The 20,392-nt window shown below is 43.4% G+C and carries 25 protein-coding genes; 9 read left to right on the top strand and 16 right to left on the bottom strand.

The window, feature by feature from the left end; genetic code table 11:
- Positions 1–8: 8 nt before the first annotated feature.
- Positions 9–776, top strand: coding sequence for a tryptophan synthase subunit alpha (trpA, locus tag AC0J2F_RS10805; protein WP_473007654.1), 768 nt, complete (start codon positions 9–11; stop codon positions 774–776).
- On the opposite strand, the gene AC0J2F_RS10800 is transcribed toward trpA, so the two are convergent.
- The 13 genes from AC0J2F_RS10800 to AC0J2F_RS10740 form a co-directional block, all read right to left on the bottom strand.
- A complete protein-coding gene (locus AC0J2F_RS10800; RefSeq protein WP_473007653.1) occupies positions 751–1,194 on the bottom strand; it encodes a hypothetical protein in 444 nt (147 codons plus the stop codon). The two genes, trpA and AC0J2F_RS10800, sit on opposite strands and share 26 nt — an antisense overlap.
- Positions 1,191–1,685, bottom strand: coding sequence for a 4'-phosphopantetheinyl transferase family protein (locus AC0J2F_RS10795; protein WP_473007652.1), 495 nt, complete (start codon positions 1,683–1,685; stop codon positions 1,191–1,193). The genes AC0J2F_RS10800 and AC0J2F_RS10795 overlap by 4 nt, the downstream gene beginning before the upstream one ends.
- Complete coding sequence (locus AC0J2F_RS10790; protein ID WP_473007651.1) at positions 1,682–1,933, bottom strand: acyl carrier protein; 252 nt, start codon at positions 1,931–1,933, stop codon at positions 1,682–1,684. Before AC0J2F_RS10790 ends, AC0J2F_RS10795 begins: the two co-directional genes overlap by 4 nt.
- Positions 1,934–1,970: 37 nt before the next feature.
- A complete protein-coding gene (locus AC0J2F_RS10785) occupies positions 1,971–3,257 on the bottom strand; it encodes a beta-ketoacyl-[acyl-carrier-protein] synthase family protein (RefSeq protein WP_473007650.1) in 1,287 nt (428 codons plus the stop codon).
- A complete protein-coding gene (locus AC0J2F_RS10780) occupies positions 3,235–4,014 on the bottom strand; it encodes an SDR family oxidoreductase (RefSeq protein WP_473007649.1) in 780 nt (259 codons plus the stop codon). Before AC0J2F_RS10780 ends, AC0J2F_RS10785 begins: the two co-directional genes overlap by 23 nt.
- Positions 4,008–5,060, bottom strand: a complete 1,053-nt coding sequence (locus AC0J2F_RS10775; RefSeq protein ID WP_473007648.1) for a type III polyketide synthase — start codon at positions 5,058–5,060, stop codon at positions 4,008–4,010. The genes AC0J2F_RS10780 and AC0J2F_RS10775 overlap by 7 nt, the downstream gene beginning before the upstream one ends.
- Positions 5,057–5,743 carry a methyltransferase domain-containing protein gene (locus tag AC0J2F_RS10770; protein ID WP_473007647.1) on the bottom strand — a complete coding sequence of 229 codons (687 nt, stop codon included), beginning with the start codon at positions 5,741–5,743 and terminating at the stop codon, positions 5,057–5,059. The genes AC0J2F_RS10775 and AC0J2F_RS10770 overlap by 4 nt, the downstream gene beginning before the upstream one ends.
- Positions 5,733–6,878 carry an NAD(P)/FAD-dependent oxidoreductase gene (locus tag AC0J2F_RS10765; RefSeq protein WP_473007646.1) on the bottom strand — a complete coding sequence of 382 codons (1,146 nt, stop codon included), beginning with the start codon at positions 6,876–6,878 and terminating at the stop codon, positions 5,733–5,735. The genes AC0J2F_RS10770 and AC0J2F_RS10765 overlap by 11 nt, the downstream gene beginning before the upstream one ends.
- Complete coding sequence (locus AC0J2F_RS10760) at positions 6,875–7,345, bottom strand: YceI family protein (RefSeq protein ID WP_473007645.1); 471 nt, start codon at positions 7,343–7,345, stop codon at positions 6,875–6,877. Before AC0J2F_RS10760 ends, AC0J2F_RS10765 begins: the two co-directional genes overlap by 4 nt.
- Positions 7,346–7,508: 163 nt before the next feature.
- A complete protein-coding gene (locus tag AC0J2F_RS10755) occupies positions 7,509–8,162 on the bottom strand; it encodes a uracil-DNA glycosylase family protein (RefSeq protein ID WP_473007644.1) in 654 nt (217 codons plus the stop codon).
- A gap of 3 nt (positions 8,163–8,165) precedes the next feature.
- Positions 8,166–8,924, bottom strand: coding sequence for a peroxide stress protein YaaA (yaaA, locus tag AC0J2F_RS10750; RefSeq protein ID WP_473007643.1), 759 nt, complete (start codon positions 8,922–8,924; stop codon positions 8,166–8,168).
- Between the two features lie 101 nt (positions 8,925–9,025).
- Positions 9,026–10,060 carry an RluA family pseudouridine synthase gene (locus AC0J2F_RS10745; RefSeq protein ID WP_473009388.1) on the bottom strand — a complete coding sequence of 345 codons (1,035 nt, stop codon included), beginning with the start codon at positions 10,058–10,060 and terminating at the stop codon, positions 9,026–9,028.
- Positions 10,053–10,658: a PASTA domain-containing protein gene (locus AC0J2F_RS10740; RefSeq protein WP_473007642.1), complete on the bottom strand. Its 606-nt coding sequence runs from the start codon at positions 10,656–10,658 to the stop codon at positions 10,053–10,055. The genes AC0J2F_RS10745 and AC0J2F_RS10740 overlap by 8 nt, the downstream gene beginning before the upstream one ends.
- Before the next feature lie 124 nt (positions 10,659–10,782).
- On the opposite strand from AC0J2F_RS10740, the gene AC0J2F_RS10735 reads away from it, so the two are divergent.
- Positions 10,783–11,766, top strand: coding sequence for a D-alanine--D-alanine ligase (locus AC0J2F_RS10735; protein WP_473007641.1), 984 nt, complete (start codon positions 10,783–10,785; stop codon positions 11,764–11,766).
- 13 nt (positions 11,767–11,779) lie between these two features.
- Positions 11,780–12,238, top strand: a complete 459-nt coding sequence (gene coaD, locus AC0J2F_RS10730; RefSeq protein ID WP_374957445.1) for a pantetheine-phosphate adenylyltransferase — start codon at positions 11,780–11,782, stop codon at positions 12,236–12,238.
- Positions 12,239–12,293: 55 nt separating this feature from the next.
- Here the strand turns inward: coaD and AC0J2F_RS10725 are convergent, their stop codons facing one another.
- Positions 12,294–13,019, bottom strand: coding sequence for a T9SS type A sorting domain-containing protein (locus AC0J2F_RS10725; RefSeq protein ID WP_473007640.1), 726 nt, complete (start codon positions 13,017–13,019; stop codon positions 12,294–12,296).
- Between the two features lie 113 nt (positions 13,020–13,132).
- Here AC0J2F_RS10725 and AC0J2F_RS10720 point away from each other — a divergent pair, with 113 nt between their 5' ends.
- Positions 13,133–14,875, top strand: coding sequence for a M14 family metallopeptidase (locus tag AC0J2F_RS10720; RefSeq protein WP_473007639.1), 1,743 nt, complete (start codon positions 13,133–13,135; stop codon positions 14,873–14,875).
- On the opposite strand, the gene AC0J2F_RS10715 is transcribed toward AC0J2F_RS10720, so the two are convergent.
- Positions 14,843–15,469, bottom strand: a complete 627-nt coding sequence (locus AC0J2F_RS10715) for an NUDIX hydrolase (RefSeq protein WP_473007638.1) — start codon at positions 15,467–15,469, stop codon at positions 14,843–14,845. The two genes, AC0J2F_RS10720 and AC0J2F_RS10715, sit on opposite strands and share 33 nt — an antisense overlap.
- 7 nt (positions 15,470–15,476) lie before the next feature.
- On the opposite strand from AC0J2F_RS10715, the gene pyrE reads away from it, so the two are divergent.
- Together pyrE and AC0J2F_RS10705 are read left to right on the top strand one after the other, a co-directional pair.
- Positions 15,477–16,118, top strand: coding sequence for an orotate phosphoribosyltransferase (pyrE, locus tag AC0J2F_RS10710; RefSeq protein WP_374959210.1), 642 nt, complete (start codon positions 15,477–15,479; stop codon positions 16,116–16,118).
- Between the two features lie 3 nt (positions 16,119–16,121).
- The gene (locus tag AC0J2F_RS10705) at positions 16,122–16,514 is read left to right on the top strand and encodes an SRPBCC family protein (RefSeq protein ID WP_374960324.1); all 393 of its coding nucleotides are present in this window, start codon (positions 16,122–16,124) and stop codon (positions 16,512–16,514) included.
- Here AC0J2F_RS10705 and AC0J2F_RS10700 read toward each other — a convergent pair.
- Positions 16,511–17,242, bottom strand: coding sequence for a biotin--[acetyl-CoA-carboxylase] ligase (locus AC0J2F_RS10700; protein ID WP_473007637.1), 732 nt, complete (start codon positions 17,240–17,242; stop codon positions 16,511–16,513). The genes AC0J2F_RS10705 and AC0J2F_RS10700 overlap by 4 nt on opposite strands.
- A gap of 90 nt (positions 17,243–17,332) precedes the next feature.
- Between AC0J2F_RS10700 and rsfS the strand changes: the two genes are divergently transcribed.
- From rsfS to AC0J2F_RS10685, 3 genes are all read left to right on the top strand, one after another.
- Positions 17,333–17,704, top strand: a complete 372-nt coding sequence (rsfS, locus tag AC0J2F_RS10695) for a ribosome silencing factor (protein WP_087523172.1) — start codon at positions 17,333–17,335, stop codon at positions 17,702–17,704.
- A gap of 9 nt (positions 17,705–17,713) precedes the next feature.
- On the top strand, positions 17,714–19,675 hold the full coding sequence (gene ftsH, locus AC0J2F_RS10690; protein WP_473007636.1) for an ATP-dependent zinc metalloprotease FtsH: 1,962 nt from the start codon (positions 17,714–17,716) through the stop codon (positions 19,673–19,675).
- Positions 19,676–19,777: 102 nt separating this feature from the next.
- On the top strand, positions 19,778–20,392 hold the full coding sequence (locus AC0J2F_RS10685) for an LUD domain-containing protein (RefSeq protein ID WP_473007635.1): 615 nt from the start codon (positions 19,778–19,780) through the stop codon (positions 20,390–20,392).

Raw genomic sequence — 20,392 nt, 5'->3', positions numbered from 1 at the left:
CCTAAGCGATGAATAGAATTCAACAGGCCTTACAACAAGACAAAAAACTATTGTCCATTTATTTCACAGCTGGGTTTCCTAGGTTAGACGATACCGTTACCATAATTCGAGAATTGGAAAAATCCGGAGCCGATATGATCGAGATCGGCCTACCTTTTAGCGACCCACTAGCAGACGGCCCTACCATACAAGAAAGCTCTACAGACGCCTTGCGAAACGGTATGACTACCGCCAAATTGTTTGAACAATTGGAAGGTATACGAGAAGAGGTTACTATTCCCCTTATCATCATGGGTTATTTTAACCCGATGATGCAGTATGGGATGGAAGACTTTTGCAAACGCTGCAATGAACTCGGCATAGATGGTCTTATCATTCCAGATCTGCCGCTGCGGGAATACGAATTGGAGTACAAGGCACTCTTTGACAAATACAATTTGGACATGGTCTTCTTAATTACACCACAGACCTCAGAAGCGCGTATTCGTCAGATCGATGCAGCCTCCAATAGTTTTATCTATATGGTGAGCACTGCTAGCACTACAGGAGCGCAAAGTGGATTCTCCCAGCAGACCACTGCCTATTTTGATCGCATAGCCGCTATGGAACTTAATAGTGAGTGTATAGTCGGATTTGGTATTAGCAGTGCAGATACGCTCAAGGCCGCAACACGCAAGGCTAAGGGAGCCATCATTGGTTCGGCTTTTATTAAGATGCTTCGCGAAAAAGGAATTGCAGGGATCGCAGATTTTATGAAGGCGATTCGTCCTGATTAGGCCATAATAAACTGTATATCTTACTTACAGCCCAATTCCCCAAAGGGAAATAAAGTGCAAAGAACAAGGCCATGGCAAGGGCAAAGTTTCGTTCCCCGAAGAACTGGTCTAAGATATTGTTCGGAAAAGCAATTGAAGTTTCTAAGGCATAACCGCCAAATTCTAAAAGCCCCATGGCAATAAGCCCGTAAGCGTATTGCATATGGAAAGGCAGGCCTCGTAAGACCAGTGAAATCGGGATCATATAAAGCAAATAAACCGTGATCACCTGCCACCAATAGGTAAAGGTTGCTATCTGGACTGTGGCTCCAAACCAATCCATTCCCATCCCCCAGGCAAAATAAAGTACCACATAAACTGCCAAGAGTCGTCTATCGACCTGTAGTTTTTGAATCACAAAGGCTTTAAAATCTTTCATGCGGACCAATAAATTAAACGGTAATACTTACCGTGATGACTTAGACTAGCAGGATAAAGTGTATCTCTCCCCATTGATACATAAGGCAATCTCCCTTTGTGTTTAATAGTCATTAAATGATCTGCAGATTTCCTATTTACTTTTTTCATTGCTGCGGAGCAGTGCCGGACCTCGGCATACAAACAATCACCATTTAACTCTGAGATTCCTAAAAACTCAAGATCACCCAAGGAGATCTTCGACTGGGTATTGTCTAAAAGTACGACTAGAGTGCTAAAGGGGCTAAAATCCTCAGCATAACCTAAACGTATGGCCGCTTTGAAAGCTGCCTCCTTTAAGCTCCAAAACCGCCAAATAGAAATGGCCTGCTGTTCAAACACGCCAAATTGTTCTTGCTCTAAAGCAGAACAAATTTTTCTCGCATAACGCCAAAAGCGCTGCTCAGACTGAAATTTGCTGATAGTGAGATCTACAACATCGTTTCCGATCATGCTCCCAGTTTTTCTTTGATTACCGCCAAAGAACTTTCAACGGTGAGCATCTTTTCCATAGAGTCGTTGTCGATCTCTATGTCGAAGGCATCTTCTACATCTAAGACAACATCGACCAAATTAGCGGAATTGATCTGCAGGTCTTCTATAAATCGCGTCTGTGCAGTTAGTGTTTTAAAGGCTTCTTGATTCTGTACATAAGGACTTATGATCTCTTTTAGCCGATCGAAGAATTGAGCATCATTCATTAAAGAAAAACATTTGCGGTGATAGTATGCCTTGAAGTTACGAATTATAGCGACGCAATACGACACAAGCATTTACATCCCCAAAACCAAAACTAGCCTTAATAGCTGTGTCTAATTGTTCATCGATGGCTTGCTGCGGAATCTTTTCGCGAGGAACCCATTTTGCTATCTGCGGATGCAGGTCCTCTGAATTGATCGAAGGATGCACAAAACCTTTTTGAAGTTGTAAAGTTGTGGCCACAAGCTCTACAGCTCCGGAACCTGACAAGCAATGGCCTACCAGACTCTTGGTCGCTTGTAAATACGGAAAGTTGGACTTATCTCGTCCAAGAGCAGCAGCCCAAGCGGCTACCTCATCTGGGTCTTTAACCGTTGCTGTTAAATGCCCATTGATCAGATCTATTTGCGCTCCCTCAATGCCAGACATGACCAAACTATCTTTAATGCAGCTTTTAACCGCCTCCGGATTTGGAGCGGTAAGTGTACCTCCATTCCGCTGCCCTCCAGAATTGATCTGCCCGCCGAGCACTTCTGCTATTATTGGTGCTCCACGTTCTATGGCGGCCTCCAAACTTTCTAACACAAAAGCTCCTGCTCCGGCGCCGGGGACCAAGCCTCCAGCAGTCTCACTTAATGGCCTTGAAGCCTGTTCCGGCTTGTCGTTATGCCGATAATTGGTGACTCGCATAGCATCAAAACCTCCCCAGAGATAAGGGCCATGTTCGCAAGTAGCACCCACTAACATGCGTTTGGCATAACCCCCTTTAATATGCCTGTAACCCATTAGCAGGGCTTCGGTTCCGGTAGTACAAGCAGACGAATTTGTGCTCACCTGATTGCCTGCGGCAATATGACCTGCAATAAATGCGCTTACACCGCTGGCCATGGTTTGAATGACCACATTACTTCCCAGACGCCTAACTTTCTGAGCGTCGACAAGTTTTATGGATTCGTTTAGTTTTTCTATGCCCGAAGTACCGGTACCAAAAATGACTCCTGTATCAGGGTCTAAAGATTCGGCTTCGGGTTCAAGGCCGGCATTTCGCCAGGCCTCATGCGCTGCTACCATGCCGTAAATGATACCGTCGCTGTTAAAATTTCTAAGTTGCAGCGGGCTAAAACAAGCATCGATATGCTCTTGAGCTAAAGGTGGAATCCCCCCTACTTGACAACCAAAATTAAGCGCTTCCAAACGCGGTATAAATTCGATACCCGATACGCCGTTGCGCAAGGCCTTTTCAAAATCGGATAAACCAATCCCGTTGGGAGCCACCACCCCCATGCCAGAAATAACGACTCGATTATTGGACATGCGCTCCCCCATCGACAGGAATTACGGCTCCGTTGATCCATCCAGCCTCAGGGCGACACAAAAGGCCGGCCACATGGGCTACATCTTCTGGAGTGGTTAAACGTTTAAAAGGACTTCTGGCAGTTGCAAACTTCAATATCTGTTCTACATTGGGAATTCGGCGTAGGGATTCGGTATCCACTACTCCAGCCTGAATACAATTCGCTCGAATGCCAAAAGGTGCAAATTCTAAAGCAATGCTTCTGGTAATGGCTTCTAAAGCTGCTTTAGCAGCGCCAACGGCAGCATAGTGTTTCCAAGCTTTATGACTGCCCTCGCTGGTATAGCTAATAATTCGCGTATCCGAAGCAAACAGCGCTGCGCTGTGTAATTGTTGGGTCCAAAGTAGTAAACTACTCGCCATGGCTTCTAAGGTTATCGCCATATCGACTCCCGATAATGCTGCAGCTGTTGTTATTGGTTTTACATGTCCTTTGGCAATAGCGTGTATCATCACGGCTACGGACTCTTCTTGCTTTAGTATATCCTTAAAACTACTTACTAGATCGGCAATACTTTCTACTCGCGTGGCATCTTTGTTAAAAGTGTGGACTGCAATTGCTATAGATCTTAAACTATCCACTTCCTCTTCAAATTCAGCTAAAGAGGCTCTCGGATCGCGATGTACCAACAACAAACTATAGCCCTGACGCGCCAATTCTTTCGCCGTAGCCAATCCAAGACCGCGTGATCCGCCAAGGACAAGCGCCCATTTTCTTTGACCTACCATTGTAATAAAACGCGTTGTGCAGAAAAACCAGGGCCAAAGCTTAACATAAGGCCTTGTGTTCCTGCGGGATTATCTTTTTCCATAAATCGCTCCAATACGTAGAGTACCGTTGCACTGGACATATTGCCGTACAGATCGAGCACGGCTCGAGTATCTGCAATTGATTTTCCGACCGAGCCAAAGAGCTCGTCTACGGTCTGCACGATCTTACGTCCACCCGGATGAAAGATCAAGTGCTCCACAGCTTCAATACTGCTGCCGTGTTGTTCTAAAAAGGGGTGTATAATATCGCTAAAATGAGAAGCGATCATATTGGGCACCTCCGGATCGAGTATCATCTGCAAGCCCTCATTAGTGAGATCAAAGCCCATTAGGTGCGTCGCATTGTAAAAATGATACATGCCTTCTCCGAGTATTTCAGGTCCATTCGCCTCCGCAGCAGAAGAGAGCAAAACACAGGCAGCACCGTCACCGAAAATGGCAGCACTCACCATATTGGCCATGGAATAATCGCTGTGCTGAAAGGTCGCTGTAGGAGATTCCACCGCAATAACGGCCGCTTTCTTATTCGGATTCGCCTTAAGAAAATTATATGCATAAATGGTTCCGGATACACCAGCTGCGCAGCCCATTTCTGTGACCGGCAAACGCAGTACATCTTGGCGTAAACCCAATTCATTAATCAAATAGGCATCTAAACTTGGGATCATGATCCCGGTACAGCTCACTGTGATGAGCATATCGAGTTCCTCTGGCTTCCATTGAGCCTTTTCCAAGGCTTTTTCAAGAGATTCCTTGCCTAGATCTATGGCTGCCTTTACAAACAGCTTATTCTTGTCTTCAAAAGAAGTTTGCCGAAAAACCTCTGGAGCATCCATGATCGAATAACGCCGCGATACTCCGGCACCCTCAAAGATCTTTAAAACCTTGCGCCTAAAGCGATCATCCCGATCTCCTAGCCACGATGAAACATAGGGTAATATTTCGTCAGTGGTTCGAGAAAACTCGGGTAGCGCTTTTGCAACTGCTGTAATCTTTACACTCATTTTCTCAATAACCACAAATAGCGATACGCCCAGTTCCAACTAATGGTACTTTGCATCTTTAAGGAGTTCGACATATGTTCTAATTCTTCTATTTTAAAACCTTTTTTTATAGACAGCAAACCGTCGTGCATGATCATTTCGTTACGGATAAACAAGCCCAAGGCCCAAAACAAGCCATAAGCTATAGAGCTGCGATGCAGATCATTGACCACCCAACCCAAAGCAACCTCAGCATTTGCTTTCTCGATTATTAGCATTATTTGTTCATCGTCGAAGTGGTGCATGAACAAGGTTGCCAAGACGATATCACATTTGGGCATATTCCACTCAAAAACATCAGCTTTAAGATAGGTAATTTCAGGATAGTCTACAGAACGTTCTTGAGCAAAGGCTATACAGGCCGCATTGGCATCAACCCCAGTGAATTTCCAATTGAGCTTATGCCTCCTGCTATAATTAGCCAAATGGCGCAGTTGACTGCCTTCACCACATCCCAGGTCAATTAAATGCAGCCCCGCTTTAGACGTGCTGCTCTTGATTAATTTCCTTACGCCTTTTAAACTCACAGCATCGCCACCAAGACGCGCATTGATCTTGGCCAAGGTCTTTAAAGTGGATAGCAACTGTTCTCCTTCCATCTCTAAATCGTCCATCCACTCGGCTGCGTTTGATCTATGCTTCATTATGGAGGTGTTTTGGTTTTAATTTCCCGTGAGTCTGCCTTATGAAAAACGGTAAAAGACCAGGTATTAGTTTTAAGAATTTTAAACTAAGACTACTCGCTTTTGGACTTGCAAAAACCCTAGCAGCTAGCCGCCCCATACGCAAACGTTTGTTGAATTCAGATTTCCAGTGGTTCTCATAATTGTCCAACATTGATTCGCGGTTAATTTTACCTTTTAAAAAGGTGTTTAATTCTGATGCAGCAAGGCTAGCGCTACGAATGGCCATACTCATACCATTGCCACTTAAGGGATGAATAAGACCGGCCGTGTCTCCACACATAAGCCAATGCTCTTCTACGGGAGGTTTATCTTTAAATGATATCTGCGCGATGCTGATCGGTTGCTCAAATTGCATTTCGGTTTGTTCTAACAACTGCTTTAAAGCAGGATTTGAAGCAAGCTCCAGATTTATAAATTCATTCAAGTTTTTATGTTTTTTAAAAACATCATAAGTCGCAATAAAACAGAAATTAATCAGGCCTTCTTCCACCCGCGAAACTCCGCAGTAACCACCTTTAAAATTGTGTAAGGCCACCAAAGAAGAATCAAAGCTCCCTTGAGCATGCCACTTGGCAGCCATGAAATTGGCCTTCTGGTCGATAAACTCACGGACTAGCTTTTTATCCAAGACAGAACGTTTACCATAAGCCCCTATCCCAGTTCGCCCGTAAAATAACTTCCCGGAACTGGTGGTAGCAGCAACCCCACTGGGTTCGGATTCTATTTCAACTACAGCCTCGGCTACAAAATCAACTCCAGCTGCCTTGGCCAAGTTAAACAGTTCCAACTCCGCAGTATACCTGCTGAGTCCAAATCCACCTAAAGGCAAGCGGGTACTAATGGATCTTCCATCAGGATGAGTCCATAGAAAATTGGAGATCGCAACAGCGCCATGTTCAAAAGGATCAAAACCCAGTGATTTCAAATAGGGCAGCACTTCATTGGAGATATATTCTCCGCATACTTTGTGTCTTGGATATGCTTTAGGCTCAAAGAGTAAAACCTCATGTCCTGCCTGAGCTAGGTCTATTGCGGCGCAAAGGCCAGCCAAGCCACCACCAATTATAAGTACATCAGCTTGGGTTGTCCTCACGATTTTGGAACTTCTAATCGCAGGCTGATCACTACCGTCTTGGACAGGATAAGGCTTCTGCCACCAACTCCAAAGTCTAAACGGTTAATAGACAATTCTCCTTTTAAGAATTGAGAATCATCTGCCAATAATTCAAGCGGTATGGTTACCTCTTCGGAAGAACCTTTTATAGTTAATATCCCAGACAACTGATAATTATTTAGGCCAACAACAGCCAAATCGGTAGAGCGAAAACGGATTTTGGGAAAGTTTTCGGCATCGAAATACTCCGCTTCTTTAAGGTGCTCATCCCTGGTTGAATTACCCGTATCTATGGTCTCTACAACTAAGGTTGCTTCTAATTTTGTTTGCTGCGGATTGTTCAGATCTAGGGTTCCCAGCACCTGAGATTCGCTGAAGGAACCCTCTACATTCACGCCAAAGTTCTTGATGGTAAAGGAAAGTTCGTGCTCTACTTGTGCAAACATAGAAATATGACCGCATAAACAAAAAACAAATATGGTTAAGGCGGAGTTCTTCATAGGCAGCAATTAATAAGCGCGATTAGATAGATCGCTCTGTTTCCCTTAAATTTAAGTCTAATTAATTTAAGACCAAGAAGAAATAAGCGAGAAAAGAATTACGGCCAGCTTAAAAAAAGGGTCTGTACTGATCTACCCTAAAATCTAGCGTATTGTATGTAGGATTTTGAGCCTTGCGCTGTTTGTACAGATCCAAACTGCCCACGGCACGATTAGCTGCCCCAGAAGGCGCTGTTAAGGAGACCGTACGAATAGTTCTGCCAGCCCATTTAAATTGGTGTATCCTTGGAACCTCGTCGCTAATAATTTCAAGTTTGATGCCACTGGGTTTTACGAGTCTTCTAAAAAAATATTCCGGACCATTCTTGCTGTTTCCACCCGTAAATAGCAAAGTATCTATGTCTGAATATTGCTCCAGATAATCCAAAAGTGGTCGCAGTTCCACTTGTTGCATTCCCAGATCTGAAGCGTCAATTTTCTCGCGTTTGGCAGCGTGAACTATATCGCAAATCGCTATACCGCGATCTTTTAGAAATACCTGCCGTTGCTCGATAGCGGCTGCAGTTGTTTCAAATTTAAGCCCGAGTCCAAAGAGCTTATCTAAGATAGGCCAAAGCTGCCCGTCTATACTGCCATAACAGAAGTTGACATCACCAGGTTTTAAATCACCTGTACTGAATCGAGGTGGCGGTAAAGTACCTACTATCATTTTAGTAGCACCCTCTGGAAAGTAAGGTGGATAAGGGTGCTTGTGAACAAACATGACCTATCGCGTAAACACCAATTCTGTCTCGGTAGAAAGCTCCTCAGAGAAACCGTAACCTTCTTTATTGAAAGCTTTTATATCTTCTATTGTGGTTCCTTGAGTGTCTATCAAGTGACGACTCATCATACCACGAGCAGGTTTGGCAAAAGTTCCAATGGTTTTGTATTGACCGTTCTTGAACTCTTTAAAGACCGGGGTTATCACCTGAGCCTTGAGCTTCTTGATATCTATGGCTTTAAAGTACTCATTGCTCGCCAAGTTGACTAGAATGTCATCTGCTGTCAATTCTTCGTTGAGCTGTTTAGTGATCTTGTCCTTCCAGAATTCGTAAAGGTTCTTTTTAACTCCCACAGGCATTTTGGTCCCCATCTCCAAACGATAGGCTTGCATTAGATCTAAAGGTTTTAAAAGTCCGTAGAGGCCAGAAAGGATTCGCAAGTGGTCCTGTGCAAAGTCAATGGCCGACTCATCCATACTAAAAGCATCCAGACCGCGATATACGTCTCCGGCAAAAGTGAACATGGCTGGCCGAGCGTTGTCGGTATTAAACGGCAAGGACCACTCCTGATTGCGCTCATAATTCAAGCTCGCCAAAGCATCCGAGATGTGCATCAGTTTTGAAAGTCCTTTGGCGGATTTCTTTTTTAGCAATTTGTTCAGGCGCTCTGCCTCTGGCTGAAAAGCAGGTTGTGTGTGCTTCTTGGTTGGTAAAGCTGTTTCTAGATCGAGTGATTTGGCTGGTGATATTACAATTTTCACAGGGCTTTCTTTTTTAGATCTTTACAAAAATACGGAACTCTCCTAGCGAGAACAAGAGGCTAAACTAAAGTGTGTAAATGCCACTATTGACTAAACCAATACTACTGCATATGCTTGGCGTAGTCGCGCCATTTGGCGATACACTTCTCCATATCCTCTGGTAAGGCTGCTTGAAAACGCATGAATTCACCGCTAACCGGATGCTCAAAGCCTAGCGTTGCCGCATGCAAAGCTTGCCTCGGCAGCACTTTAAAACAGTTCTCCACAAATTGTTTGTACTTGGTAAAAGTGGTTCCTTTTAAGATCTTTTCGCCCCCGTAACGCTCGTCGTTGAAAAGGGTGTGACCAATGTGTTTCATGTGTACACGGATCTGATGGGTACGACCAGTCTCTAAAGTACAGGAAACCAAAGTAACATAGCCCAAACGCTCCTGAACTTTGTAATGAGTTACCGCAGGCTTTCCTTTTAGCTCGGCTTCTTCGCCTAAGAAGACCGTGTTTTGAAGTCTATTTTTAGGATGTCTGCCGATATGACCTTCCACAGTGCCTTGATCTTCTTCCATATTGCCCCAAACCAAAGCGGTATAGGTTCTTTCTGTGGTCTTATTGAAGAATTGCGAAGCCAAATGAGTCATGGCCTCTTCGGTTTTAGCAACCACTAACAAACCACTGGTATCTTTATCAATGCGATGCACTAAACCAGGTCTACCGCTGCTATTATTAGGTAAATTCTCAAAGTGATAGGTCAGGGCATTGATAAGGGTTCCACTGTAATTTCCGTGCCCTGGATGCACCACCATTCCTGCCGGTTTATTGACCACCAATACGGCATCGTCTTCGTAAACTATGTCCAGCGGAATGTTTTCTGGCACCAATAGAAATTCATACGGCGGATGGGCGAACATCACAGTCACCACATCGTGTGGTTTTACCTTGTAATTCGATTTTACCGGAACATCATTAACGTATATATTACCAGCAGTAGCCGCCTTTTGGATCTTATTCCGGGTCGCTTTTTCGATATAGTTCATCAGGAATTTATCCACGCGAAGTGGTTGCTGACCTTTTTCCGCTACAAATCGATGGTGTTCGTAAAGATCGTCGTTTTCCTCTTGTTCCAAGGCCTCTTTATCCATCGGAATCAGAATCAGTGCTAGAATCAGCTTCTCGACCCATGCGCAGGTTACCTTTGCCATCGCCCAAAACGAGATCTATAACTGCAGTCTTCTGCAACATTGCTCCAGGTTCAATGAGTTCACCCTTATGGCGTAATTGCAAAACCTCATCTTTAGCGATATAAGGTCTGTAAGTTACCTTTCCGATCTTAAAGCCCATAGAAACCAAGGTAGGTTCGGCCTGTCGTCTGGTTCGTCCAACTACATTAGGTATAGGCAGCGAACGATAATCTGATCTGTTTACAGTAAGATAGATGGTTCGTTTCTCCTTGACCATACTTCCTGCCTTTGGCAGTTGTTCAATAACAGACTGTTTTGGATAATCTGGATTGTAATTGGTAGTGTCTAAGACTTCCCAACGCAAGTCCAGTTCTGTGAGTGCAAGATTTGCCTCATCTAAGGTCATTTTGGCTAGATCGGGCACCTGTATCTGTTGATTGTGATTGGTGCTCATCCGCAGATAGAACAGCAATACAAAGACAAATCCAACGGCAACCAAAAGGGCCAAGCCAAGTTGTTTTAAGAATGTTTTGGTCAGTAAGAATCTAACGAAACTCATTAAAACGAATAGTTAATTTAAAAGACGAAAATACATATATTTGAGAAGATATTACAACTGCTCAACGATTTGGTTCAGCCACAGCTGAAACTTAAACAACAAACGCTAAAATCTGCACAATCTTATGACGCCCATTAAAGTTGCCGTAATTATGGGAGGCTTTTCCAGCGAACAATCAATTTCTATGGAAAGTGGAGCCACCGTGGTAAAACACTTGCAAGATGCAGGTTTTGAGGTTTTTGCCGTGCATATTGAGCCCAACCAGTGGTATTATTTGGACGGGAAGAATAAAAAGCACCGGGTCGATAAGGGCAATTTTAGTTTTGAGGTGAATTCCGAACGAGTTGTGCCAGATGCTGTATTCAATGTAATTCACGGTACACCTGGAGAAGACGGCTATATGCAAGCCTATTTTGAATTGTTGGGTATTCCACAGACCTCCTGCAATTTCTATCAAGCCGCACTGAGCTTTAATAAGCGTGATTGTTTGGCCGTACTGAAGCAATTTGGAGTTAAATGTGCCCAATCGTATTACCTTAACAAACAAACTCCGGTAGCCTTAGAAGAGATTGTCAAGACCGTTGGTTTTCCTTGTTTTGTGAAGCCGAACCGTGCCGGAAGCAGCTACGGCGTGACTAAGGTCTATCAGATGGAAGAATTACAACCTGCAATAGACAAGGCTTTCGAAGAGGATCATCAGATCTTAATAGAAACTGCCTTGGTAGGAACAGAGGTTAGCGTAGGTGCCTACGACCAGGATGGAGATGTTCAGGTATTATTGCCCACAGAGATAGTTAGTGAGAATGACTTCTTTGATTATGAAGCGAAATATTTGGGGAAATCCCAAGAGATAACCCCAGCGCGAATAAGCGAGGAGGAAACGGCAAAAGCTCAGGCAGAGACCGCTAGAATCTACGGACTTTTAGAAATGAGTGGTTTGGTGCGATGTGATTTTATTCTTCAAGATGGCGAACCTTATTTCTTAGAGGTCAACACCAATCCGGGCTTGTCTGAAGCCAGTATCATCCCTAAGCAATCGGAGGCGGCAGGCATACCGCTAGCAGAGCTCTTTGCACAATTGGTACACAACGTATTGCCGCAGAAATAGTATCTTAGTAAACATGAAGAAAAAGGCAGTATTTCCAGGCTCTTTTGATCCGATCACTTTAGGACATTGCGACATCATAGAACGCGGTTTGCAACTCTTTGACGAGATCGTATTGGCTATTGGAGTTAATTCAGCGAAGCAGTACACCTTTGGCTTAGAAGAGCGCAAACGCTTTTTAGAAGAGACCTTTGCAGAAGAAAGTCGAATCAGCATTGCCACGTACAATACCCTTACCGTAGACTTCTGTAAAAGTGTTGAGGCACAATTCATCTTAAGAGGTTTGAGAAGCACTAAGGACTTCAATTACGAGCAACCCATAGCTCAGACCAACCGCGTTATGGCCGGCGATGTAGAAACCGTTTTCTTAATGGCTTCTCCGGAGGTAACCCACATCTCTTCTTCCATAGTGAGAGAGATCATGAAATACAATGGAAATTACCAACACCTAGTACCTTACACCGTTAGAAAATAAAGACATAAAAAAACCCTGCCGTTTGGCAGGGTTTTTTTTTGCAATAGACTAGGTCTTATTGCTTAACGATCTTAGTTGTGTAGTTTCCTTCAGTAGTTTCTAAAGTAAACATATAGATCCCGTTAGAAAGACCAGAAGTGTTGATGGCTCCATTTACCATTACAACTCCAGTGTCTCTACCCAATACGTCGAAAAGCTTAGCGCTAGTTACTTCAGCTCCTACAGGAACAGTAACGTTAAGCACGTCTTTTACAGGGTTAGGATAAACAGATACACCTTCTAGGTTGTTGTCTGCAGTAGATAGTGTGGCAAGTACAGCATCTCCTGAAACATCGATGTTAGAGATAGCCTCGTTAGCTACTAGCATGAACACGATATCTCCGTCGTTGAAAATAGCAGTTCTTGTACCGTCAAGACCAGCATCGTTATCAAAGCATCCAGCTCCAATACCACCTAGGTTATCAGTTACCGTTAGACCAGTTGGATCAGTCTCGTCAAGAGTAGTCGCGAAATAGAATACTGGATCAGAAAGACCAACAGGGTTAGAAAGTGTTGCAGTTACCGTACCTCCAGTTACTACTTCAAATTTGTAATCAAGCGAAGGAACGTTGAAGTTACATCCTGCTTGACCTTCTTCTTGAGTACCATTTGGTATGTTGGCATCAACATCAGTGTATGGAAGCGCACCGATTTGGATAGCGTTAGCCATATCTACGTTTGTTTGTGCAACCGACACGCCTGCTACCATTAGACAGGCCAATAAAAGAATAATTTTCTTCATGTCAATTTGTTTTAAGATTAGTTTTGTATGGTAAATGTAGCACATTAAAGTTGAAAGAACAAAGTGAAAATCCTATTCTTTTATAATTTTAAGCCATGAAATTTCTTAGCACTATGTGTAGAGTCCTCGCCTACTCCTTTACTTTACTGTTATTATCGTGTAAATCTGATGTAAAATCCGAATTCGATTTTACAACCCTTTTTGAGCAGTCGGATGGACTGCAAACCCCTGATTACTCGGCGGTTATTTCTTACTACAAGGACTTGAGTAAGGCTTACACCGCTGTAGCCCTATACGAAATGGACAGGACAGACAGCGGTAATCCATTGCATTTAGTGACTTTCAACCCAAATCGAAGCTTTGATTCAGAGCTAGGCTTGGACGGCAAACAAACCGTGGTCTTGATCAACAATGGGATCCACCCTGGAGAAAGTGACGGTATAGATGCCAGTATGATGCTTATGAGAGACTTGGCGCAAGGAAAGATCCAAGTGCCTCAAAACCTTATAGTCGCGGTAATTCCTGTATACAATATTGGAGGTGCACTTAATCGCAACTCCCACAGCCGAACAAATCAAAACGGTCCGGAAGAATACGGATTCAGAGGTAATTCTAGAAATTTTGACCTGAATCGTGATTTTATTAAAAGCGACACCCGCAACGCTACGGCCTTTCACAAGTTGTTTCAGTTGTTGGATCCGGATGTGTTTATAGACAACCACGTGAGCAATGGCGCCGATTACCAGTATACACTCACGCATCTTTTTACCCAACACAACAAACTGGGCGGCCAAGCTGGTGCATTTTTGCACGAAAAAATGATGCCCGCACTAGAGGATTCCTTGCAAGCAAAAGGCTGGGATATTACGCCCTACGTAAATGTGTTTAACCGCACACCAGAATCGGGCTTTTCACAATTTCTGGACGGCCCCAGATATTCTACAGGTTATACCAGCCTGTTCAACACTCTTGGTCTAATGGTAGAGACCCATATGCTAAAGCCTTATAAAGATCGGGTTATGGGTACTTATGCGCTTATGCAATCGGTATTGGAATTTGCCGAATCTAATTCACAGCAGATCAAACAGGTCAAACGCAATGCTTGGAAGAATTATACCGTAGGTTCCGATTATCCAATTGGGTGGACCGTAGACAGTAGTAAGACCTCTACCTTTAATTTTAAAGGTTATGAGGGCACTTACCTTCCAAGTGCAATAACCGGAGCCAATCGTCTTAAGTACGATCGGGATCAAGCTTTTGAAAAACCAGTCACTTACTACAACTATTTCAAAGCGACCGATTCTATAAAGATCCCAGAATATTATATAATCCCTAAAGGATGGTGGCCTATTGTTAATCGTTTGAGAGCCAATGGTGTTATTATGGATCAATTCGATAAGGATACTGTATTAAACGTTACCAGCTACCGCATAGCGGACTACAAGACCTACAATCGTCCGTATGAAGGGCATTATCCGCATTACAATACCCAAGTGGAAGCCATAGAAACTGATGTTCTCATAGCTAAAGGTAGCTATAAAGTCGCTACGCAACAAGAAGCTGTTCGCTACTTGCTGGAAACTTTAGAACCCACGGCAGTAGACTCCTTTTTCAATTGGAATTTCTTCGATACGATCTTGCAACAAAAAGAAGGTTTTTCGCCCTATGTCTGGGAAGATCTTGCCTTGGAATTCTTAAATGAGAACCCCGATATCAAAGCGGAATTCGAAGCCAAAAAGTCGGCCGATTCGAACTTTGCTCAGAATTGGTATGCACAGTTGGATTGGATACACAAACAATCACCCTATTATGAGGCTGCGCATTTACGCTATCCGATCTACAGGGTGGGTGGTTAAATACTCCTTAGGAAATAGCAGCTTGATATTCTCATAGCTGCCTTGAAGTGCCTTTTGGGTTTGGGCAAAATTCTTCCATTTCGCTTTTTCGATACCTTCTTTGGTTTGTGGTTTTAGATTGCCGTTGTACGAGGTGTACATTTCGTACCAATAAGTTATCTTGAGCCTGCGCTCCCCATTGCGCTTAAAGACGTGATATGTCTTTTGAATGAATCTCTTCACCTCAAGCTTTTTGGCCCCTGTCTCTTCTTGTACTTCTCGAACTGCAGCGTCTTCTGGAGTTTCATCTTTCTCCAATCCGCCTTTGGGCAGGTCCCATTTCTTATTGCGATAAATAAAGAGAATTTCCTTATTCTCGTTGTAGACCAAACCACCTCCGGCTTCAACTACTTTGAGCTTTTTACACAAGTAGTACTCGAGTTTGTCAACCTCTGCATGGTAGAGGTTAACATGCGTGAGTTCTCCCTTTTCGATCATTTTGATCAATTTTTTAAAACGCACAAGTTCAATAGGGATAGAGACGTACTTTTTACCAATGAATTTCTCCGTGGAAAGTATCACCGGAATCTCATTTATAAAAACTTTATAATACATTTGCAAAATGATATTGAAAAAGGAAACGGCTCAAAAAACCGCTGAACTTTTGTTGCAAATTAATGCAATAAAATTGCAACCACAAAACCCTTTTACATGGGCTTCTGGTTGGAAGTCACCCATCTACTGTGACAATCGAATCACCTTGTCTTATCCGCACATTCGCAATTTTTTAAGAGAACACTTAGCCGGGCAGATCGAAGAGCTCTACGGCAAACCTGATGTTATTGCAGGGGTTGCAACTGGAGCAATTGGCATAGGAATGTTGGTTGCTGACTATATGAATCTACCTTTTATTTATGTGCGTCCAGAGCCTAAAAAGCACGGCCGTCAGAATCAAATCGAAGGTATCTTAGAAGAACATCAATCTGTAGTGGTTGTGGAAGACCTGATCAGTACTGGAAAAAGTAGTTTGAACGCCGTTCAGGCGCTGCGAGAAGCGAATGCGCAGGTAAAAGGTATGCTCGCCTTGTTTTCTTACGGATTCGATACGGCAACAAGCAATTTTGAAGAGGCTCAAGTACAACTGCACACTTTGAGTAACTATCAGCATTTATTGGATCAGGCCGAAAAATCCAAATACATCACCAAAGACGAATTAGAAACTTTACAACAGTGGCGCAAAGATCCCGCCAACTGGATGCAATAAGCTATGAATTTAACAAGCAAGACCGTAACCTTAGACAAATCAGCTCAAGAAGTTTGTGACTTTTTAAGCGATGTGAAGAACTTTGAGCAACTCATGCCAGAAAATACTGCAAAATTTGAGCTCATTGCCGACAACGCCTTTGTTTTTGCTCTTAAAGGCATGCCAGAGATCGCCTTGGAACTCAAGGAAATCAACCCTCCAAATCAAGTTGTTCTAGGTGCAAAGAGTGACAAATTGCCTTTCACACTTACCGCTAATATAGAAGAGCTAGAGGCTGGCAAATCTGCAACTACTTTGGACTTTGCAGGAGAATTCAACGCCATGATGGCCATGATGATCAAAGGCCCAATCAAGTCGTTCTTAGAAGCTTTGACAGATCAGCTCCAAACGATCTAGTATTCCATTTTTATTGTTTTAACTGCGAATTGCCGCAAAGAGTCGTCCGCTAGTTGTAGTTCCAATTCACCCTCTGGAGTTACTCCTTTGACCAAGGCCGTAAAAGGTGGATTGGGTCCGCAGCGAAAAGTAGCAGCTTTGTCTTTTTTGTAAAGTACGTCAAGGTATTGCCTATACCAATCTTGCTGGTCCACTAAGCGAAAGTCATCAAAATATTGATAGACTTGCCCGGCAATGCGCATCCCGAGTTCTTCCACCTCATAGGTTTTCCCAGTCAGTTGTTTGAGCGAGTGCGCCCGCGGGAGGTCCTGGGGGAGTTCATTGTTGACATTCAATCCTATCCCAATAACACGATGAGCTGGTTTTCCGGCCGTCCAGATATTCTCTATAAGTATGCCACCGAGCTTTTTATTGTATGACATAATGTCGTTGGGCCATTTAATACTGACAGCGGGAATCTTCAGCGCATCCAACTGCTTTTTTACCGCAAGGGCCACCACCATTTGCGGCATAAATGCAAAGACCTCTGGATGCTGCTCAAAACGTCGGTAAAGGCTCATGGTAAGGCTTTCACCCGCTTTGGAATACCAACGGTTTCCGTGTTGGCCTTTCCCCTGGGTCTGATCTTTGGCCATAACCACGGTTTGCTCCGCCGGAAGCCCAGATTTTAAAAGCGCTTTCAGATAGTCATTGGTAGAAAGGGTGGCATTAAGTTTGATTAGCTTCAAGGGAGGAACTTAAATATTCTGTTAATCTTAAATGGATGACGTCTTTAAGGAACAAAAAAAGTAATAACTTTGCAAAAATAAACAGATTTAATGTCAAAAAAAGAAGTAGGAACAGATCAATTAATCACTCAAATAATACGGGGAATTGAAGAGGTTAAAGGACAGGATATAGAAATCCTGGACTTGCGAGAAATTGAGAATACGGTCTGCGATTATTTCATTATTTGCAACGGTACCTCTAATACGCAGGTCAATGCGATTGTCAATTCCGTTCAGAAATCTGTTAGCAAAGAATTACGCGAAAAGCCCTGGCATGTTGAAGGAACCGAAAATGCCGAGTGGGTCTTGATAGACTACGTTCATGTAGTGGTGCATGTTTTCCAAAAACACATTCGAGAATTTTACGATATCGAAGGCCTGTGGGGCGATGCCCATTCCATCAAGATCGAATCTACTTATTAAAAGCACGAAATGGCGGAGGAAAAGAAAAATAATGAAGTAAAGAAACCCAAGTTCAGTCCATACTGGATCTATGGGATCGTTATAGTGATATTATTGAGCATCCAGTTCATGGGTGGCAACAGCTGGTCTAAACCACCTGCAACCACGCAGGAGGAATTTTTAGACTATATGCGTGATGGCGATGTCCAAGAATTGGTCGTTGTGGCCAATACGCGCAAAGCCCGAGTTTATTTGACTCCAGATGCCAAGCTCAAAGACAAACACCAGAATACCGACACGAATTCTTTCCGAGTGAGTTCTGCAACTACTGCGGATTACGAATTTCAGTTTGGTGACCCTACCTTTTTTGAGGAACGAATCGTAGAGATCAACAACGAGCTCAAAGAAGCAGGCAAATCCCCTACCTCAGTAAAGCGGACCACAGAAGAGAGTGTAATGAGCGATATATTAATCAGCTTGTTGCCTTTCGCTATTATTATTGGGATCTGGATCTTGATCATGCGACGCATGTCTGCAGGAGGAGCAGGAGGAGCTGGCGGACAGATCTTCAACATCGGAAAATCTAAAGCGAAACTCTTTGATCAGAACACAGAAGTAAAAACTTCTTTTAAAGATGTAGCCGGCTTAGAAGGTGCTAAAGAAGAGATCCAAGAAATTGTTGACTTTTTAAAACATCCTGAAAAATACACCTCCTTAGGTGGTAAAATTCCAAAAGGAGCACTTTTGGTAGGACCTCCAGGAACTGGTAAGACCCTTTTGGCAAAAGCAGTGGCCGGAGAGGCTAAAGTACCTTTCTTCTCCTTGTCTGGTTCGGACTTTGTGGAGATGTTCGTAGGAGTTGGTGCTTCTCGTGTGCGAGACTTGTTCAAGCAGGCCAAAGAAAAATCACCTTCTATCATCTTTATCGATGAGATCGACGCCATTGGTCGTGCCCGTGGTAAGAGTAATTTCTCCGGATCCAATGACGAGCGTGAAAATACCCTAAACCAGCTGTTAACAGAAATGGACGGTTTTGGAACCAACACCAATGTTATTGTACTTGCAGCGACTAACCGAGCTGATGTACTGGACAAGGCCTTGATGCGTGCGGGTCGTTTTGACCGCCAGATCTATGTGGATCTTCCTGATGTACGCGAGCGTAAGGAGATCTTCGAGGTACACCTAAGACCTATTAAAAAACTAGAAGAGTTAGATACCGATTTCTTAGCCAAGCAAACGCCTGGTTTCTCTGGAGCTGATATTGCTAACGTTTGTAACGAAGCTGCTCTAATCGCTGCCCGTAAAGGTAAAAAAGCAGTTGGCAAACAAGACTTCTTAGATGCTGTAGACCGCATTGTTGGTGGGCTCGAAAAGAAAAATAAGATCATCACTCCAGAAGAGAAAAAGGCAATCGCATTTCACGAAGCCGGTCACGCCACCGTAAGTTGGATGTTAGAACACGCCGCTCCCCTAGTTAAGGTAACGATTGTTCCTAGAGGACAATCTTTAGGAGCTGCTTGGTATCTGCCAGAGGAACGCCTAATTGTCCGTCCGGAACAAATGTTGGACGAGATGTGTGCTGCTATGGGTGGTCGTGCGGCAGAAGAAGTGATCTTTGGAAAAGTATCTACTGGTGCGCTAAGTGACTTGGAAAAAGTGACCAAACAAGCACGTGCTATGGTAACCATTTACGGTTTGAACGACAAGATCGGAAACCTGACCTATTACGACAGTTCAGGGCAAACCGATTACAACTTCTCTAAACCGTATTCTGAAAAGACAGCAGAGATGATCGACAAGGAGATCTCTAACATCATTGAGACCCAATACAAACGCGCTGTGGACCTGCTTAAAAAGCACAAGGACAAGCTCACCGAATTGGCCAATGTACTCTTGGAAAAAGAAGTGATCTTTAAAGACAATTTGGAACTCATATTTGGAGAGCGTCAGTGGCCAAAGCCAGAGACGATTCCCGTAGAATCTAAAGGGTAGTTCCACAAATAACATTTAGATATTCTTAAAGTTGGGGTCTTAGGCTCCAACTTTTTTTTATCTTTGAGGTTAAACGTTTCAAATCCCCATCAAGACGCACCTATGAGTCTGTTCAAAAGACTGTTGAATCCTAAATCCGGTAAGTCCAAAACTACCGAGGATACATCATTGGACAAACAGCATAGTAAATACTATCCGGAGAAACAGCTTCCTATAGACGAAAAATTCACGTATAACTTCCGCAGAAACGGCGGTAAATTCTTGTATTGTGAAAATTTAGAGGAACTGATGCAGACCTTCGATAATATTCTTATGGAGAACGATTGGTATGAAGCGGAAGCCTTCTGTATAGATCAGCAACTAATAGAACGGTTTGACGGCTTTAACCTTAAATTCGGAACCAACTCCGGCAGCAAGTTTTTCTTGTCGCGCTGCGAATCACTTATCGCAAATAACGGTTCCGTACTTATCTCTTCCAACCAGATTAGAGAGAAGAAATTAGGGGAACTCCCAACCAATTTCATCATCTTTTCTACCACCAGTCAATTGGTCGATAATATAGGTGAAGGCCTTAGACAGATCAAAGATCGCAACAAAAATAAAATCCCGTCCAATATTACCACCATTCAGGATTTTGAAACCCAAAAGGAAAAGGATTTCATGAGCTACGGAAGTACCACAAAAAACCTATATTTGTTGCTTCTGGAAGACTTATAG

The organism is Gilvibacter sp. CC01 (assembly GCF_055755295.1).
The sequence above is the reverse complement of the archived record's forward strand: the minus strand, read 5'-3'. Positions and strand labels throughout refer to the sequence as shown.